The organism is Clostridium sp. (genome assembly GCF_047718555.1).
Lineage (GTDB): Bacteria > Bacillota > Clostridia > Clostridiales > Clostridiaceae > Clostridium_I.
Genome location: NZ_JBDNRK010000079.1, coordinates 1 through 16,550 on the forward strand (window position 1 = coordinate 1; position 16,550 = coordinate 16,550).

The 16,550-nt window shown below is 30.4% G+C and carries 16 protein-coding genes; 14 read left to right on the forward strand and 2 right to left on the reverse strand.

Annotated elements, in window-relative coordinates:
- The first annotated feature begins 335 nt into the window (after positions 1 to 335).
- From ABF633_RS19265 to ABF633_RS19290, 6 genes are all read left to right on the forward strand, one after another.
- Entirely contained in the window at positions 336 to 1,391 is a 1,056-nt protein-coding gene (locus tag ABF633_RS19265) for an aldolase catalytic domain-containing protein (RefSeq protein WP_415526083.1), read from the forward strand.
- 89 nt (positions 1,392 to 1,480) lie between these two features.
- Positions 1,481 to 2,080 carry an HAD family hydrolase gene (locus tag ABF633_RS19270; RefSeq protein WP_415526085.1) on the forward strand — a complete coding sequence of 200 codons (600 nt, stop codon included), beginning with the start codon at positions 1,481 to 1,483 and terminating at the stop codon, positions 2,078 to 2,080.
- A 314-nt stretch (positions 2,081 to 2,394) separates the two neighbouring features.
- A complete protein-coding gene (locus ABF633_RS19275) occupies positions 2,395 to 3,261 on the forward strand; it encodes a protein tyrosine phosphatase (RefSeq protein ID WP_415526087.1) in 867 nt (288 codons plus the stop codon).
- Positions 3,262 to 3,704: 443 nt separating this feature from the next.
- Entirely contained in the window at positions 3,705 to 4,457 is a 753-nt protein-coding gene (locus tag ABF633_RS19280) for a hypothetical protein (RefSeq protein ID WP_415526089.1), read from the forward strand.
- Between the two features lie 265 nt (positions 4,458 to 4,722).
- Complete coding sequence (locus ABF633_RS19285; protein ID WP_415526091.1) at positions 4,723 to 6,438, forward strand: ABC transporter ATP-binding protein; 1,716 nt, start codon at positions 4,723 to 4,725, stop codon at positions 6,436 to 6,438.
- Position 6,439: 1 nt separating this feature from the next.
- The gene (locus ABF633_RS19290) at positions 6,440 to 7,408 is read left to right on the forward strand and encodes an energy-coupling factor transporter transmembrane component T family protein (RefSeq protein WP_415526093.1); all 969 of its coding nucleotides are present in this window, start codon (positions 6,440 to 6,442) and stop codon (positions 7,406 to 7,408) included.
- A 118-nt stretch (positions 7,409 to 7,526) separates the two neighbouring features.
- Here the strand turns inward: ABF633_RS19290 and ABF633_RS19295 are convergent, their stop codons facing one another.
- Together ABF633_RS19295 and ABF633_RS19300 are read right to left on the reverse strand one after the other, a co-directional pair.
- On the reverse strand, positions 7,527 to 8,372 hold the full coding sequence (locus tag ABF633_RS19295) for a MurR/RpiR family transcriptional regulator (RefSeq protein WP_415526095.1): 846 nt from the start codon (positions 8,370 to 8,372) through the stop codon (positions 7,527 to 7,529).
- Positions 8,373 to 8,394: 22 nt separating this feature from the next.
- Positions 8,395 to 9,162: a PHP domain-containing protein gene (locus ABF633_RS19300; RefSeq protein ID WP_415526097.1), complete on the reverse strand. Its 768-nt coding sequence runs from the start codon at positions 9,160 to 9,162 to the stop codon at positions 8,395 to 8,397.
- Positions 9,163 to 9,584: 422 nt separating this feature from the next.
- Between ABF633_RS19300 and ABF633_RS19305 the strand changes: the two genes are divergently transcribed.
- From ABF633_RS19305 to ABF633_RS19340, 8 genes are all read left to right on the forward strand, one after another.
- A complete protein-coding gene (locus ABF633_RS19305; protein WP_415526099.1) occupies positions 9,585 to 10,085 on the forward strand; it encodes a coiled-coil domain-containing protein in 501 nt (166 codons plus the stop codon).
- A gap of 111 nt (positions 10,086 to 10,196) precedes the next feature.
- Positions 10,197 to 10,916: a DUF434 domain-containing protein gene (locus ABF633_RS19310; protein ID WP_415526101.1), complete on the forward strand. Its 720-nt coding sequence runs from the start codon at positions 10,197 to 10,199 to the stop codon at positions 10,914 to 10,916.
- A 341-nt stretch (positions 10,917 to 11,257) separates the two neighbouring features.
- On the forward strand, positions 11,258 to 11,632 hold the full coding sequence (queD, locus tag ABF633_RS19315; protein WP_015614051.1) for a 6-carboxytetrahydropterin synthase QueD: 375 nt from the start codon (positions 11,258 to 11,260) through the stop codon (positions 11,630 to 11,632).
- 146 nt (positions 11,633 to 11,778) lie between these two features.
- Positions 11,779 to 12,531 (forward strand): 7-carboxy-7-deazaguanine synthase QueE, encoded by a 753-nt coding sequence (locus ABF633_RS19320; RefSeq protein ID WP_415526104.1) that lies wholly within the window; start codon positions 11,779 to 11,781, stop codon positions 12,529 to 12,531.
- A gap of 743 nt (positions 12,532 to 13,274) precedes the next feature.
- Complete coding sequence (locus ABF633_RS19325) at positions 13,275 to 13,835, forward strand: nitroreductase family protein (RefSeq protein WP_415526106.1); 561 nt, start codon at positions 13,275 to 13,277, stop codon at positions 13,833 to 13,835.
- 127 nt (positions 13,836 to 13,962) lie between these two features.
- Positions 13,963 to 14,583, forward strand: a complete 621-nt coding sequence (locus tag ABF633_RS19330) for a hypothetical protein (RefSeq protein WP_415526108.1) — start codon at positions 13,963 to 13,965, stop codon at positions 14,581 to 14,583.
- Positions 14,584 to 14,620: 37 nt separating this feature from the next.
- Positions 14,621 to 15,655, forward strand: a complete 1,035-nt coding sequence (locus ABF633_RS19335) for a tetratricopeptide repeat protein (protein WP_415526110.1) — start codon at positions 14,621 to 14,623, stop codon at positions 15,653 to 15,655.
- Between the two features lie 175 nt (positions 15,656 to 15,830).
- Complete coding sequence (locus tag ABF633_RS19340; protein ID WP_415526112.1) at positions 15,831 to 16,463, forward strand: hypothetical protein; 633 nt, start codon at positions 15,831 to 15,833, stop codon at positions 16,461 to 16,463.
- Positions 16,464 to 16,550: the final 87 nt, after the last annotated feature.

A 16,550-nucleotide genomic window follows, 5' to 3' on the forward strand; every position in this document is an offset into this window, starting at 1 on the left:
AATTCAGATGGGGTAAAAGAATCCCCACCTGAATTAAGAACTTGCTTCAAAAAAGAGTTAAACGGTATTAATAATTTGCTGGATTGCTTATCCAAGTAAATTTAGGATTAATTTCATATATAAATTTCCATATAAGACCATTTAACACATAATTAACATACAATATCTTGTAACGGTTGTTACAATCTTATATACTTTATATAGTGTGAGAATAGTCAGAAAACAATAATTATTATATTGAGTTTCTAGCTATGATTGTTACTAATTTATAAATTTAAATAAGAAAAAATTAGTGACAACAAATATGACTTGAGAACACTAAATAAATTATAGAGGTGATTCTATTGGCAAACATAAATGTTTTGGACTGCACACTTAGAGACGGTGGATATGTAAATGATTGGAGTTTTTCGGATGAAATATCTATAAATCTGATTGACTCTTTAAGAAAATCTAAAATTGAATATATAGAGCTTGGATACATCAATAAAAAAAATGGTAAATGTAAAGATACAACTATGTTTAATAATATTGAATGTATCAATAACATAATAAATGATAATGATGCTAAATATGTTATTATGCTGGACTTAGGTGATTTCGATATAGATGATATTGAATACAATTCTAATATTTTTGGTATAAGATTAACCTTCAGCAAAGAACAGTGGAAGACAGCTGCTGAAGATGTAAGAAAGATAATTGCAAAAGGGTTTAAGGTTTTTCTGCAACCCATGTTGACTTTGTGTTATACAGATAAGGAATTGTTAGAATTAATAAAAGCATTTAATGAAATTGATATTTATGCGTTCTATATAGTAGATACCTTTGGGGCTATGCAAAGCGATGATGTTTTGAGATTTGCTTCATTGATAGATAATAATCTAAAAAGTGATGTGAAATTAGGATTCCATGCACATAACAATCTTCAACTGGCTTATTCTAACGCAATAGCATTAGCAAAAAGATCCAGTAACAGAGAATTAATAATTGACTCTTCAGTCTATGGAATGGGAAGGGCAGCAGGAAACTTAAATACAGAATTGTTTGCTGATTATTTAATAAAAAATTTTAATAAGGAATATAAAATAGAGCCTTTATTAGATATAATAGATAATTTCCTAAGTGTGATTTATAAAGAAAATTACTGGGGATATTCTGTGGCTCATTATATTTCAGGAATTTATAATTGCCATCCTTATTATTCAACTTATCTAGCAGGTAAAAAAGAACTTTCAGGAAAAGATATTGAAAATATAATAAAAAATATAGCTGAAGCAAAAAAGTATGAATTTGATAAAAATTATATAGAACAACTATATGTTAATCGTAATTCACATAAATTAATAAAGTATAATTATGAATTCTTAAAAAGACATATTTCAGGGTAAAAATATTAATTAAAAAAAGATAAAGCTTAAATTAAAATGAAATTTTAAGGGGCTTTATGTCTTAGAAAAATAATATGAGGTGAATGTAATTGATTAATAACATTATTTTTGATTTAGGCAATGTATTGCTAGACTTTAAGCCTGTAGAGTATTTACGTACAAAATTTGATGATGAAGAAAAGATTCAAGAGATTTTTGAGGAAATATTTTTAAGTGAGGAATGGCCTATGCTGGATAGAGGTGTAATTACTGAAGAAGAAGCTATAGACAGAATATGCAGCAGAAGCAATGGAAATGTGGAACTTATAAAATTCGTCATGTGCAATTGGTATGAAATGTTTACGCCTATTGAGGATACCGTAATAGCCTTGAAAAAATTAAAGGACAAAGGGTATAAAATATATTATTTATCTAATTTTCATATGCTGTCCTTTGAAAGTGTAACTAAAAGATATGAATTTTTTAAATACTTTGATGGTGGAGTTGTGTCCTATGAGGAAAAGGCATTAAAGCCTGAAGAAGATATCTATAAAAGATTGGTAGAAAGATATGAAATTCATCCTGAGGAATCAATATTTATTGATGATATAGCTGTAAATATTGAAGGGGCAAAGAAATTGGGATTTGAAACAATACATTTTAATAGTATTGAAGATTTAAAAAACTTACAGTCTTTATTTGAGGGGTAATATTTCAACTGTGTTCTGTGAAAGCAGAAGTAAAGATTAGCCGCGTCCATGGATAACGATTTACTATAGGAGCATAACGAGTTCTAAGTATCAAAAATACTGATATTTAGAACTATTTTTATCATTATCTTGATTATCAAAATAAGTTATATATGCATACTAGAAATATAAAAATGCAAATAAATTATCATATAAACTATAATTGCAAAATTTTTACCAAATTCCAACCTAATCTTAATGGGAAATTAACACAATATGTATAAGCTTTAATAAGAGTTTCATTAATGTAATTTTTAAGATGGAGGTAAGAGTAAATGGAAAATTTGGTGAAGCTATATCCTATTGTTGATACAGTTAATGCATATGAATTCCCTAAGAGATTCCGTACTACTAAAGCGCCATTGGACCTGGAAACTGAGGAACTTCCGGACTTAAGTGGTTTAGAAGAATTACAAGCCTCTGCAAGTGGTAGATTTTCTAGAAAGGGACTGCAGTTGATAAAAGATATTGTTGGGAATCCAGCTATCACAATTGTAGATGTGCGCCAGGAAAGTCATGGATATGTGAATGATATGGCTATTAGTTGGTATGGAGAAAAAAATGCGGCTAATATGGGTCTAAGTCCAGATGAAATTAAAGTGAGAGAAAGAAATTTATTGAATGAACTAATTTCCTCAAAGTCTATTATTTTTGGTGAAGTGAAGGGTAAGTCAGCCTGTGTACCTGATACAATAAGTGATCCTAAAATAGTACAATCAGAAGAAGAAATGGTTAAATCAGAAGGCTGTGAATATATGCGTTTTTATGTAACTGACCATCATAGACCATCTGATAGTGAAATTGATCGATTTATAGAATTTGTAAAAATTGTTCCACAAGGACAATGGCTGCACTTTCATTGCCGCGGGGGATCAGGAAGGGCTAGTACATTTATAACTCTTTATGATATTCTTCGAAATGCTAATTATGTAAGCTTAGAGGACATATTAACTAGACAGGCTTTAATAGGGGGTAAGGATTTTAGAAATAATATTGCTCATAAGGATTTATCCAAGCGTAAAGCAGCTATTGAACGTATTGATTTTATTGCTAAATTCTATGATTATTGTGTGGATAATTGTGAAACAAATTTTGAAGTGCTATGGTCACAGTGGCTAGAAAAAGAGAAGGCAATTATTTAATAAGTAACGGGTAAAATTTTATATCAAATAATTATATATAAATTTAATTATATAGACCAATAAATAGTAGATTAAAGTAATTATTGTAAAAATGAAAATAAATTATCATTTTTATAGTAATTGCAATTTTTTTACTAAACCCCAACACAATCTTAATGTGAAATTAACACAGCTTGTATAAACTTTAAAGCATAGTAAAGTAAAAGGAGGGTCATAGAAATTATAATAATTTTCAGCAAAAATATTGTTTCGTAAATTACATCTTGAAGTTTGCAATTATACTAAGTTTCAATTCTATTATGTCGATGATATTTTCCTAACTTCCGTCTTTTAAGATAGACTTAAATTCAATGCTTATAAAAATTTAGGTACGTTAATAATTTATTAAATCTTAGTAAAAAGAATAAACTTGTTATAAAACAGTTTAACTTAGGAGGATTATTATGCATGATTTTTTGTTCAGTAAAATTAAATTTCCATTTCCTGTTGCAATAACGCTTATGCTACTAACTTGGGTGTTTGAGGTAGCCGCACTAATATATATTTGGGAAAGACCAGGTAAGGACGGAGAGTCTACACGCTGGACTACAAAGGATATAATAACTCTTGCAATTCTTAGTGTAATTCTCATGGTATTTAATAGTGTAGTTAATGACAGACTACTTGGACCAGTATTCAAATCTATACCTTTTATCGGAGGTGCTGTAGACTTTTTACACCTAAAAGATTTCCCTCTTTGGTTTTTCTTCCTGCTTGCTGTTGTTTTAGTTAGAAAGCCAGGTGCTATTATTGCCATATTCTTCATAAAGTACGTACTGGAGCAGCTTATTTACGGTGGCAGCGGAATTAACCCACTGGATTGGCCAGTTGCAATTTTCCAAGGATTGTTTGTAGAATTGTACTTGATTAGTCGTAGAGGTAAAGCCTTGCTGCAGCCGAAACTCCTTTTCGTAGATGCTATACTTCTTTGTCTTCTTAAGGAAATACCGGCAGATTTCTATAAACCTATAATTGGATCTCCAGTTATTCATGGTAAAGTTACTACAGTTTTGAGTGTAATTAATGATGTTGGGTCGCATATTATAGGTGTTTCTATCGTGGCTGTCATATTGATTCCATTAGTTATTCAAGTAGCAAAATCTTTAAATGCAATAAATGAAATAGATGATGAGCAAAATAAAGGAATACAAGCATAAAGCTCTAAAAACTTAAGTAAATATACTTTTTATTCTATGGCTGGCCGCTGCAATACTCTACCGCATTTTGTGAAAGTCATTTACATATTGGAGATGACAGCCACACATCCGTGGGTAATTCATCTTACTTAGTGGAAGTAAAAACTTTCACTAAGTAAGATTAACTGAAATAGATGATGATACAAATAGAGGACTGGAAGTATAATTGACTACTAAGAGTTCAAAGTTTAAATAATAATTGAGAAGATATGAGGTGATTAAAATAGTGGATATTCATATAAATAACCTGTCTTTTCGTTACCCGGGAGATAAACAAGGCGCTTTAAATAACATAAAATTAGATATTCCAGCAGGACAGTTTGTATTGTTAGCAGGTCCTTCTGGATGTGGAAAGTCAACTTTGGGGCTTGCTATATCTAGTCTTATTCCTTCTAGAGTGCCTGGCAAAATCACAGGGGAAGTTTATCTTGGAAAACAGAATTTATCTAAAATGGAACTTCATGAAGCATCGCAGCAGGTAGGTATGGTTTTTCAAAATCCTGACAATCAGTTAATTAATTACAATGTTGAAATGGAAATTGCCTTTGGACCTGAAAATCTTAATCTTGATCCAGAGGAGATTAGCAGGCGTATCAATCAAGCACTGCATTTTACAGGTGCAGACAAATTTAGAAAAGCGCCAATAACTACACTTTCAGGCGGTCAGAAGCAACGTGTGGCAATTGCAGCAGCTTTAGCTATGAAACAGAAGGTGCTTGTTTTGGATGAACCAACCTCAGCCCTTGATCCAAAGGGAACACAGGAAGTTTTACAGGTGCTTCGTCGTCTTAATAAAGAACTTGGTATGACAATTATTCTTATTGAACATAAGATTGATGAGGTTATAAAATGGGTAGATCGAGTTCTGCTGATGGAAAGTGGACATATAGTAGTAGATGAATCTACTCGCAATGCATTTAGAAATATTGAATTATGGAATAGGTTAGGGGTTTCTGTTCCTGAGGTAGTGCAAATAAGTTATGCTTTGCCAGATGCTTTTGCAGGAGAAGTTGCACTTACTGTTGAGGAAGCAGCAGATGCACTGATTGGTACAAAATATTCAACTGCACTGACAGATTCTTTGCTTACAAGAGATCGCGTGCAACGAGGGACTCCTATGCTTAAATGGAAAGATGTAAATCTTACTTATGATGAAAATTCTGTACTTAAAGGAGCAAATTTAGATGTATATGAAAATGAATGGGTATCTTTAGTTGGTTCTAATGGATCAGGTAAGACATCTTTAGCAGCTTTAGCTATGGGATTTAATGCTCCTACCGCAGGAGAGATTTTTTGTTGTGGGAAACCTGTAAAATATGGTAATATCTCAAAACAGGCTGAGAACATAGGATATCTCTTTCAATCTGCTGATCATATGTTATTTACTGATACAGTGGAAAAAGAAATTGCCTTTGGCAGGATTTATGGCAATAGGAAAAAATGTAACAATACTTATACTGAGTTACAGTTGGCTGAACTCATTGATTTGTCTAATCGCTTGAAAACCAATCCTTATAAGCTCAGTCTAGGGCAAAGGCAGAGATTGGCTTTAATATCTTTGCTTTCAGCCAATCCTAAAGCTCTTATTTTGGATGAGCCAACTACAGGTCAGGACGAAGGCCATGCCAGGATGTTTCTGGAATTTTTAGACAATATTCGAAGAAGTCAAAATTTGACATATCTTATGATTACTCATGATATGCGTGCTGTGGCAAAATACACAGATCGTGTAGTTGTGCTCAATGAAGGACATCTGATATTAAATGATCGACCAGAAAGAGTATTTGCCCAGGTTGATCGCCTGGAGGATTGTCAGGTAATACCACCACCAGTAGCTTATCTTCACTGGCTATTAACGGATAAAACAGCAACAGAGGTTACCTTAAATGTATCTGAGTTTCTTAATGTTATAAGTAATTCAAAAGATAGGAGGTGCTCTTAATATGACAGATTTTTTCTTACATAATTTATTAGGAAGAACTATTGTTGCCTATATAATAGTATATGGTGTTCCACTTATGATTCCAATTTTGTTTATTAAAATGGTGGGATTAAAGGGACTTAGAAATATGTTTGCTTATGATGGTAAGAATACTATCATACATCGATTGGATCCAAGAATTAAAGTCCTCTATCCAGTAACTATGGGTGTGCTATCAATATTTTTAAACTGGAACTGGGTATATGCTTTGTTTGCAGTGACTTTAATACCATGGGTGTTGGTAAGACCTTCAGGAAGCCGCCTGAAGATATTATTTAATATGACATTTGTACCAGCTTTAGGAGAAATATGGCAAGCTGGATTATTTTTTACAGGTCGAGCTAATGAGCTTGTATATGCTTTTCCTTGGACTATAAGTTGGGTGGGAACAGCAGGTTTATCCACATTGGGATTACAGTATGGTGCTGAGCAAGCAGGACGTTTTCTTGTAACAGTATCTGCATCGCTGCTGCTTATATTTACCACAGATCAGTCAGAAATTGTCTGGGCTTGCATGAAACTGAAAATGCCTGTTAAAATGGGATTTGCCATTTCAGTAGGATTGCGTTTCCTTCCAGAAATGTTTGAACGTCTATCTATTCTTATGCAGTCAATGGAGGTGCGAGGATATAGTTTTACAAAGCCGCAGCACTGGTGGGATTTTAATGGCTTAGTGGTGTATGTAAAGCGTCTTGCAACAGCATTGCCACTGATTACAGTTCCTCTTATTGTAGGATCTCTTCGTGGAACCGATGTTATGGCAATGGTGGCAGACTCCAGAGCCTTCGGAGCCTATAAGACTCGAAGTGCCTTTGAGGTGCACCGTACCACTAGTGAGGATAAAATAGCTTGGGCTGCATATGCCTCAATTATAGTAGCAGTATTTTTTATAACTATTCTGCATATTGGAAATCGTACTACTTTTGGTTAAATATAATAATAAAAGCACTATGAAATCAATTTAATATGAATTCCATAGTGCTTTTTACTATCAGTATCTTTTTTTGTACAATCTTTTCATTTATAAGAAATTAATTCCTTATGATTACTTATACTTTTTTAGGTAACAATTTTTCATAGGTATCTCTCAATTCTTGCAATTTTTTTAATTTATCAAGTGATTTTTCTTCTCGGGCTTTACCTACTGATACAATAATACTTTCTACCAATGCTAGAGGGGCAAGCATAGAATGAAATTCCCATAACTCACCACGAGCTGTATAAAAATAAAATGTTGCATTATCAATCATGGAACTTACCATTAGATCTGTAATTAAAACAGTTTTGCAGCCAATATTATTAGCAAAATCAAATAAAACCTTTATCTCTGGAGATTCTTGGGTAAAACCAAAAATAATAATAACATCATTCTTTTTTATATGTATTAAATCTTCAAATAACTCATGACCACTTCTTGCAAGTACTTTTACGTCAATGTCAAAACGTTTTAATCTGAACTCTAGCAGAGATGATAAGCATGCTGAAGATGAAGATGCATAAATGTGTAATGTGCTGCATTGATTTATGGCTGTTATCACATTTTGAAAATTTTTAGTATCTAATTTATCAACTGTCTGCTTGATATAATTTGAACTTGAAAGCATAATATCCGAAATTACTTTATTGTCAGTAATTTTGTCAAAAGCAGTTTTTATTTTATCAGCAGGGGAAAAGGAAGTTTCCTGCCTCAAAAAGTCCTTAAATTCTCTGAAATTCTTAAAGTTAATAGTTTCCCAAAAACGAGATATGGTTGAAATACTTACGTTGCATGCCTCAGCTAAATCTTTTTCAACCATAAAAGGAATTGAATCCAATTTATTTATGATATAATTGGCGATTTTTTCATTATTCTTTGAAAGTTTCTTATCTCTAAAATCTAAGTTTAAGTTTTCCATGAAATTTATCCTTTATCAATTTCTAATTATTTGAGCTTTGAGCCTCAAGCTGTGGTTTTAAAAAATTTTTAATTATTCTAGCAGCCTTTACTTTAATATCTAAGCAAGGTGAAATAAATATTTCGTATCTTCCAGCTTTTATTTCATTTTTTATTTCTGAAATGGTTTCACATTCTTTATCAAATATAGTCATGAGGCTGCCTAGCTGAAGATACTGATGAGAATCACTGCCTGTAATTACAGGAATATCATATTTTTCACCTAAATCCATCACTTTAGCCGTCATTTCTTTAATGCCATATTCAAATAAATCCTTTCCATTCAAATCAAAAGCATTAAATCTTTCAAGTAATTTAGGCTTGATAGTGCATAAAGGGTCATGTCTGAAAGGATGAGCTAATATAATTAGTATATCAGAAGAATCGCATAATTCAAATAGTTTATCCAGTGAAATAAAAGCATCCTTTTCCTCATACCCATTTAGACCCTCACGTATTCTCCGAATATCAACTATATTACCAATGAGTAGAATATGATAATTATCTGGTATATTTACCTCCATACCTGTAAAAATTTTCAATCCTTCTACATCATAATAATCATATTTATATTCATAATATTCATCCAAGGTATCGTATATCATTGAAAAATTAGATGTATTAAAATGTTCTGTTATAGTAAGGGCTGTAAGTCCTTGCTCCTTAGCCTCTTTAATAATATCTCTAAAATTATCCATTGAAAAGTCGGAATTTTTAGCTAATTTAACATGTGAGTGAAAGTCAATTTTCATATTTACCCTCCTTATATAATTTATCCGATGACTACCATCCGTAATACTCCCAACTTCTATCAAAGTGGGAAAAGCAGAGAGCCCAAATTTTAAATTTGGTGTGAATCGCTTTCTCTTTAGAGTATAACGGCTGCTACGTCCCTGGATAACGATTTCTAAGTTTCAGCTGGAGAAAAAAACTCCACCTGAAACAAGAACTCTGTTTATGAAAGTCATTTCCAAATTAACTATATATAAATTGTGTTAATTTTACATTAAGGTTATGTTTAGTTATGGTAAAAAATTATCATGTATTACATATGTGATAATTTGTTTGCATTAATGTCATATTTAAGCTAATCAATGTATATTATTAAATATAATATGGTAATTAATTCTATGAATTAAGGAGATTTAAGTGTTGTTGAAAGGTGGTGAAAATAATGGGCAAAGAAGTTCTCTGTATATCCCAATCAATACGCTCTAGAATTGAAGAAGTAAACGGTGGTATGAATGTCTTAAAAAGTGATGTAAAAGATATAAAGGACAATATAAGTATTCTAAAAGATGAAATAAAGAATTTAAAAAATGGTATAAAGGATTCAAAGGGTCATGTAAATGCTGAAGAGGATATAAGTACTTTAAAGATCCAATTTAAAACATTAAAAAATGATATAAAAGATTTAAAGGAATATATAAAAGATTTTGAAGAAGACTTGCATTTTTTAAAAGATGACATAAAAGATTTAAAAAAAAGACAGGAAGATACTAATAAATTTATTCAAAAACTTGAGCCTGAAAATGCTGGCAGTTATATTGAAATCATCAGTAAAATTAAGGACATAAATATTGAATTGGAAGAATTAAAAGAAATTAGAAAAATAACTAAGGAAAATTGTTATGATATAGCAAAATTGAAGTCAGTAAAACAGCTGGGGGAATGAACCCCAGCTGTTTTATTTAATGGGCTTGTTACTTAAATATATATTTACAACAAAATGGTTACATTAATATTATCAATAATAAATAATTTTTAATTGGGAAGTGAAAATAACATGGAATTAAGATCTGTAAGAAGAGGCACTGATCCACAGGACAGCAGATGGTTTTCAACAGAAGCTATTCTGAAACTTCAAAGGGCTCAGGAAGAATTAGAATGGTTATTAAATAGAGGATATAATAACAAATCAGTGATGAATATGATAGGCAATCATTATCAGTTTTCATTAAGACAGAGAAATGCCCTTGTTCGTTCAACTTCATCAAGCGAAAAACGTAATAGTAGAAAAGAGAAATGTGTTACATTAGCTTCCTGTAGGGATAATTGTATTTACATAGATGGATTTAATCTCATTATTACATTAGAGGTGGCACTGTCAGGAGGCATACTTGTATTGTGTAATGATGGCACCATGAGGGACTTAGCTGGCCTTAGAGGAACCTATAGCGTTATTGATAAAACGGATTTTGCATTAAACTTAATAGGAAAAGAATTAAATAATACCTATATTTCCAAGGCTAAATTTTTCCTTGATGCTGGTGTTTCAAACTCTGGGAGGCTTAAGAAATTTATATTAGAGCATGCAGAAAAATGGAATGTTAGTACAGAAGTAGAGCTTATGCAGCATGTAGATGCTTTTTTAGCTACAAAAGAAAGGATCGTTACAAGCGACTCTATAATTCTTGATAAATGCAAAAGTTGGATTAATCTTGGAAGAAAAATTATAGAAGATTATATAGATGATGCCAATGTAGTAGAGTTGAGTGGTAAGTAGAATCCAGTAACAAAAATAGATTATTAATATAGATTTTTTATTCTAAATTGTATATTTTAATGAATCAGTATATAATATTAATAGTAAAATATTTATTCAGAGTATTTATTAAAGTAGTGATATGAATATATGGAAAAATGATGAAAATCATGAACAAGAGTATAAACTTAAGCAGATATAGCAAAATTAAAAGCAATAAAATAACTAGGGAAAGTAATGCACCCTAGTTATTTTATTGTTATAATCAATGTAAAAGAATTAAAAATGTATTGATAAATAATTGAGATAAGCGTTATGGCAAGGCGAAAATCTTAAATATGAAATATATAAAGGAGAACAAAATGTTTAGTTATGAAGTAGTTAAAAAAGTTAAATTTGATGCGGCACATTTTATACCAGAATACCAGGGAAAGTGTAGAAATATCCATGGACATACTTGGTTTGTGGAAGCGGGGGTAAAGGGAAATAAATTACAGAATGGAATGCTATTTGACTTTACTATTTTGAAGAAGGAATTAAAAAATATATGCGATGAATTTGATCATAAATTTTTAAATGAACTGGAGGAGTTCAAAGAACTTCCTCCTACAGCAGAAAATATAGGGAGGGTTATATATGAAAAGATTGAAAATAAGCTTGAGGACGGATTAGAACTTAGCTTTATAAAAGTATTTGAAAATCCAGACTCTTGGGTTATTGTCACTAAAGATAAGTAGAATTCTTAGATTCATAAGAAGTAGGAGTATTTTCACTTGTGAAGTTTAGAAGTGGTTATCTGGGAATATGATACTAATTGCTGTTATACACACTAAAAGTAGAGAGTTACAGCAGCTAGTCATCTGGGAAATAAGGAGGAAAGTAGATGTCACAAAAAGCTTATATAAAGGAAATATTTAAATCTATACAAGGGGAAGCAGAATATGTTGGCTATGAGCAGATATTTGTGAGATTTATAGGTTGCAATATAAAATGTAACTACTGTGATACAGATATAGACAAATGCGAGGAAGTAACTGTATATAAAAACTGGGACTCAAAGGATTATAAAACATCGAGAAATCCACTAGATTCATCTGGACTTATAAAGATTATAAAGGAGCTTGATGCTGAAGAAAGGGTTCATTCTATTAGCTTAACAGGTGGAGAACCCTTAATTAATATAGATTTTTTCAAAGAGTTCTTACCTGAATTTAAGAAAGTCTGCAGTACTAAAGTATTCTTAGAAACTAATGGGATTTTACATGAAGAGCTTCACAGCATAGCCAAATATGTAGATATTGTTTCTATGGATTTAAAACTGGCAAGCTATTTGAGGAATAGAGAAAATTTTATACCACAGCACAGTGAATTTCTAAAGGAGTGCATGGAAAACAATATATCAACTTATATAAAAATAGTTGTAGATGATAACTTTACTTTAGAAGAGTTCAACAATTATCTAGCTGTAGTTGAGCCTTATAAGCATAAGGTGAATATTTATATTCAGCCTATGATGGATGGAGATAAAATGCTTATAAGTTCTGAAAAGTTAGAGCTTGCTTTTGATTATTGCAGAGAAAAAAATATGAATGTAAGGATAATTCCACAAATACACAAGATGCTGTGTTTGAATTAGGTATCTGTAAATAAATATGTAAGCATAATCAATTTTAATATTTTATGCATATAGTATATAAGGGCTTGAGTTAATGTAAAAGTAGATACACAGAAGAATAAATTTTTCATAAACTTAGGTAAATTTAACATTTTGCTCTGGTCAGTTTCTGCCCAGAGCTTTTAATAATTAATTTTTAGTCTACAATAGTATAATTATTAACAAAGTTTTAGAAAAATTATATACAATTATAGGTAAAAGTTATATAATTAGGGTGGTTACTATTTCATTGAAACATTAATCCTATATATTTGCCGGGATATTATATCCTGGTTTTTTGTTGCGTAAATAAGGGGATTTTTATTATTAACTGAATATAATGAGAGTTAAACATATATTATATGTTCATGAAAAGCAATAATTAAATCTATGAAATTGCATATAATATAAATAAATATTTAACAATTAGAAAATAATCCATATAATTTATTAACTAATAAGTAGTAGTGATTGACTAAAATATGATAAAATAAAAATACATATTGTAGTAAAATATTCTGTAAGTAGATATTCTATTTTAAGTTGATTTATCCGATGACTAGCTGCTGTAACACTCCACATTCAAAATGTGTAGATAACACCAGCACATCCCTGGATATTTCATCTAAACTCAGTTGGAATACAAACTCCAACTGAGTAAGATTCATTGATAAAGAAAATGCAATTATATAAATTTAAAAATAAAATTTAAGGAGGTCTGTGTTATGGATACTGTAAGAACAATAGAGCAGAGAAGAAGTATACGAAATTTTAAAGGTAATTTAATTCCAGTAGAAACTATAGAAAAATTATTGGAATTAGCTACTAAAGCACCTTCCGCAAGAAATCGTCAGCCTTGGAGATTTGCTGTGCTTCAAGGAGATAAAAAGGACAAATTAGTAGAAATCATGACTAACGCTGCTAAGGATTATAGGGAAAAGAATAAGGATTTTGGAAGTCTTGAACTTAGTGCCAATTCAATTAAAGAGGCATCAACTGTAGTTCTAGTGTTTAATGCTCTTTCTAATACTGAAAAAGATTATAACCATCATAAATTGCTTGCAGATACTCAATCCATAGGTGCTGCTATTGAAAATATGATTTTGGCAGCAGAGGATATTGGATTAGCTACACTTTGGATTTGTGATATATTTTATTGTGACAAAGAAATATGCAGTTGGTTAGATAGAAAAGAAGAGCTTGCAGCAGCAGTGGCCATAGGTTATAGAAATCAGACTCCTCATCAAAGACCACGCAAGGATTGGAGAGAGGTTACGGAATGGTGATGTGAAGCCTTTTAAAATGGAAAAAGTCTTAAATTTAAGACTTTTTTCATTTTTCTGCTTCAAAGCTTGAGATGACAGCTGCTTATCGCTAAATGATTTTAGAACGTGTATGGAGAGGAAGAAACAAATGAGGAAATTAAGGAAAAAGCTTTTTATAATTGTGCCCTGCATAATTATCCTTTGCATTATAGGTTATTTTATTATATATAATAATACTTATACAATAGCTGATAATAAAGTAGAAATACAAAATGCTTTGATGAGATTTATCAATAAGCCTACAGTAATCACTAAAGAAATTGTGATAAAACAATCTGTAGATATTGATAATAAAAAATATGTCTTACTTATCAATACGAATTCTATAAATAACTATCAATATTTTGACGATGCAGAGCTTACCAGGGGGATAAGTAAAAGATATAGAATTGAACAAATTGGAATGAGTGGTAGTAGAAATTTTGCCTATGAAGTTATAACTACAAATAAAGGTAAATATTTTATTATTATGGGAGAAAATCCTGACGTAAAGATATCTAATGTAAAGATAAAGTTGGATAACAAATATTACAATATAAAAATTCCAAAGCAAAGGTACTTTATAGCCTATGAACCTGTGTCAAAAAATACCAAAAGTATGTTTCCGGAATTTAATAGTTTAAGATTTTATGATAAAAATAATAAAGATATTACAGAAGAAATGTTTAATTTTAAATCAATTACATTTGTTCATAGACTCATTAATTAATTTACTTAGAATTCTACAAGGGGGTCTAAAAGTAACCATGTTTAAAATGATTATATGGTTTATAATTTTAGCGGTTATTGTTGTAAAGATTTATAAGATTATACAAAATACAAAGGCGCTAAATAAAGGAATATCTTATATAAATAAGGGTGAGCACCAGAAAGCTATTAATATATTTTCACATTTTATCAGCAGCATGCGCAAACCATATAGTCCTTATGCCTTTAGAGGGTTAGTTTATCTAAAAGAAAAGAAAATTAACAAAGCTATGAGTGATTTATCAAGATCTTTGGAAATACATCCAGATCCATTTACTAATATGCCTTATATTGGTGTGATGTATTGTAAGCTTAATGAATATGAGTTAGCAGCTAAATATTTTTTTAAGGCAGTTGAGTATAATCCTAAATCCAGTCTTACCAATTGTAATTTAGCTTGGTATTATTGTGCTACTAAAGAATATGAAAAAGCTATAGAAAGTTTGAATAAAGCAATGCAGGGAAATAAGATCTATAGGCAAAAAATTATAGATGCTATTTATGTTAATTTTAGTAAAGCATATATTGGATTAGGAGATTACGACAAAGCTATTGAATATATATCTAAAGCACTTGTAATGAATCCTAAAAGAGGTGGCGCTTATATAAACTATGCAAATTTATTAGTAAAAAAGGGGGATTTTTTACTAGCTAAAGAGTATGCATTAAAGGCTATTGAACTAGATGCCTATGATGAAACTCCTTATAAGATTTTGGCAGAGATAAGCCTTATGAAGGAAGAATATGATGAATTTTACAAGAACTTTAAATTATTTTCAGAGAAAAAAGTACTGGATATAAACGAAAGAGATATTGAAGATTCTATTTATGATAAAGTTAGAGATGAGGAAAGATTTAAAGAATTAATTAAAGAAAAAGAAGTTACTTTTACATGGAATAAACTTAATATAGCACCAGCAGATACTGCATTATTTGACAAGGTGTATAAAAAACAGAAGGTTACAACAATAATAGGAGTATTAAGTCTAATAATATTAATAGTTATATTGATTTTACTCACAACGGTGTTTTGATTTCTAGGGATTCTAAGAGAAAAATTATATGAAAGTATTGAGATCTGTATTTACCATATGCAGCTTATATGCAAGATAAGTGAAACTAATTTATTTGTATAGGATATGTACAAGCAATTAAAATTAATATATGTATTATAAGTTGTATAACCATACTAGAATAGAGGAAGTAATAATGAAGAAATTAAGTAAAAAACTTTTTATAATTGCACCTTGTATAATTATTTTTTTCATCATGGGTTATGTTGTTATATATAATAGTACCTATTCAATAGCGGATAATAATAAGGCGGAAATACAAAATGCTTTGATGCAGTTCATAAATAGACCTAAAGGTGTAGTGTACACCAAAAATCTTCAGGTAGAACAGGCTGTGGATATTGATAATAAAAAATATGTTATTTATATGAACACTAATGCCATAGGCAATTTTAAATTCTTAGGTGATGGAGAACTTATAAAGGGAAAAAATAATAAATATAAAGTTGATTTGGCATCATGGGGAGGGCAAAGCACATATTTACAAAATAAGATTGTAGAGACGGATAAGGGAAATTATCTAATTGTTTATGGAGAGAATTACAATAAGAGAATTTCTTATGCAACAGTTAAACTAATGAATGATAGAGATTATTACGTTAAAATACCAAATGAAGAATATTTTATAGCTTACTGCTCTGTTCCAAAGGAAGTTAAAGCTGAGTTTCCCTATGGCAAGGAAATGAAACTTTATGATAAAGATAACAAAGACATAACTAAGGAAATTAATGATGTTATTAGTAAAATAAATGCTACTACTGTTGATTGATAGAAGTTTATAAAGTGCAGTATAAATTTATAGAGAGTGTAAAATAATCTGTGTAAACTCCATAAGAATGATATAATTATTCTTATT

What these genes read in the sequence shown, in the direction of transcription:
- ABF633_RS19340 (WP_415526112.1), top strand. Translation starts at nt 15,831, where the DNA reads ATGAAGAAATTAAGTAAAAAACTTTTTATAATTGCACCTTGTATAATT.
- ABF633_RS19275 (WP_415526087.1), top strand. Translation starts at nt 2,395, where the DNA reads ATGGAAAATTTGGTGAAGCTATATCCTATTGTTGATACAGTTAATGCA.
- ABF633_RS19310 (WP_415526101.1), top strand. Translation starts at nt 10,197, where the DNA reads ATGGAATTAAGATCTGTAAGAAGAGGCACTGATCCACAGGACAGCAGA.
- ABF633_RS19330 (WP_415526108.1), top strand. Translation starts at nt 13,963, where the DNA reads ATGAGGAAATTAAGGAAAAAGCTTTTTATAATTGTGCCCTGCATAATT.
- queD (WP_015614051.1), top strand. Translation starts at nt 11,258, where the DNA reads ATGTTTAGTTATGAAGTAGTTAAAAAAGTTAAATTTGATGCGGCACAT.
- ABF633_RS19335 (WP_415526110.1), top strand. Translation starts at nt 14,621, where the DNA reads ATGTTTAAAATGATTATATGGTTTATAATTTTAGCGGTTATTGTTGTA.
- ABF633_RS19295 (WP_415526095.1), bottom strand. Translation starts at nt 8,372, where the DNA reads ATGGAAAACTTAAACTTAGATTTTAGAGATAAGAAACTTTCAAAGAAT.
- ABF633_RS19325 (WP_415526106.1), top strand. Translation starts at nt 13,275, where the DNA reads ATGGATACTGTAAGAACAATAGAGCAGAGAAGAAGTATACGAAATTTT.
- ABF633_RS19300 (WP_415526097.1), bottom strand. Translation starts at nt 9,162, where the DNA reads ATGAAAATTGACTTTCACTCACATGTTAAATTAGCTAAAAATTCCGAC.
- ABF633_RS19290 (WP_415526093.1), top strand. Translation starts at nt 6,440, where the DNA reads ATGACAGATTTTTTCTTACATAATTTATTAGGAAGAACTATTGTTGCC.
- ABF633_RS19320 (WP_415526104.1), top strand. Translation starts at nt 11,779, where the DNA reads ATGTCACAAAAAGCTTATATAAAGGAAATATTTAAATCTATACAAGGG.
- ABF633_RS19305 (WP_415526099.1), top strand. Translation starts at nt 9,585, where the DNA reads ATGGGCAAAGAAGTTCTCTGTATATCCCAATCAATACGCTCTAGAATT.
- ABF633_RS19280 (WP_415526089.1), top strand. Translation starts at nt 3,705, where the DNA reads ATGCATGATTTTTTGTTCAGTAAAATTAAATTTCCATTTCCTGTTGCA.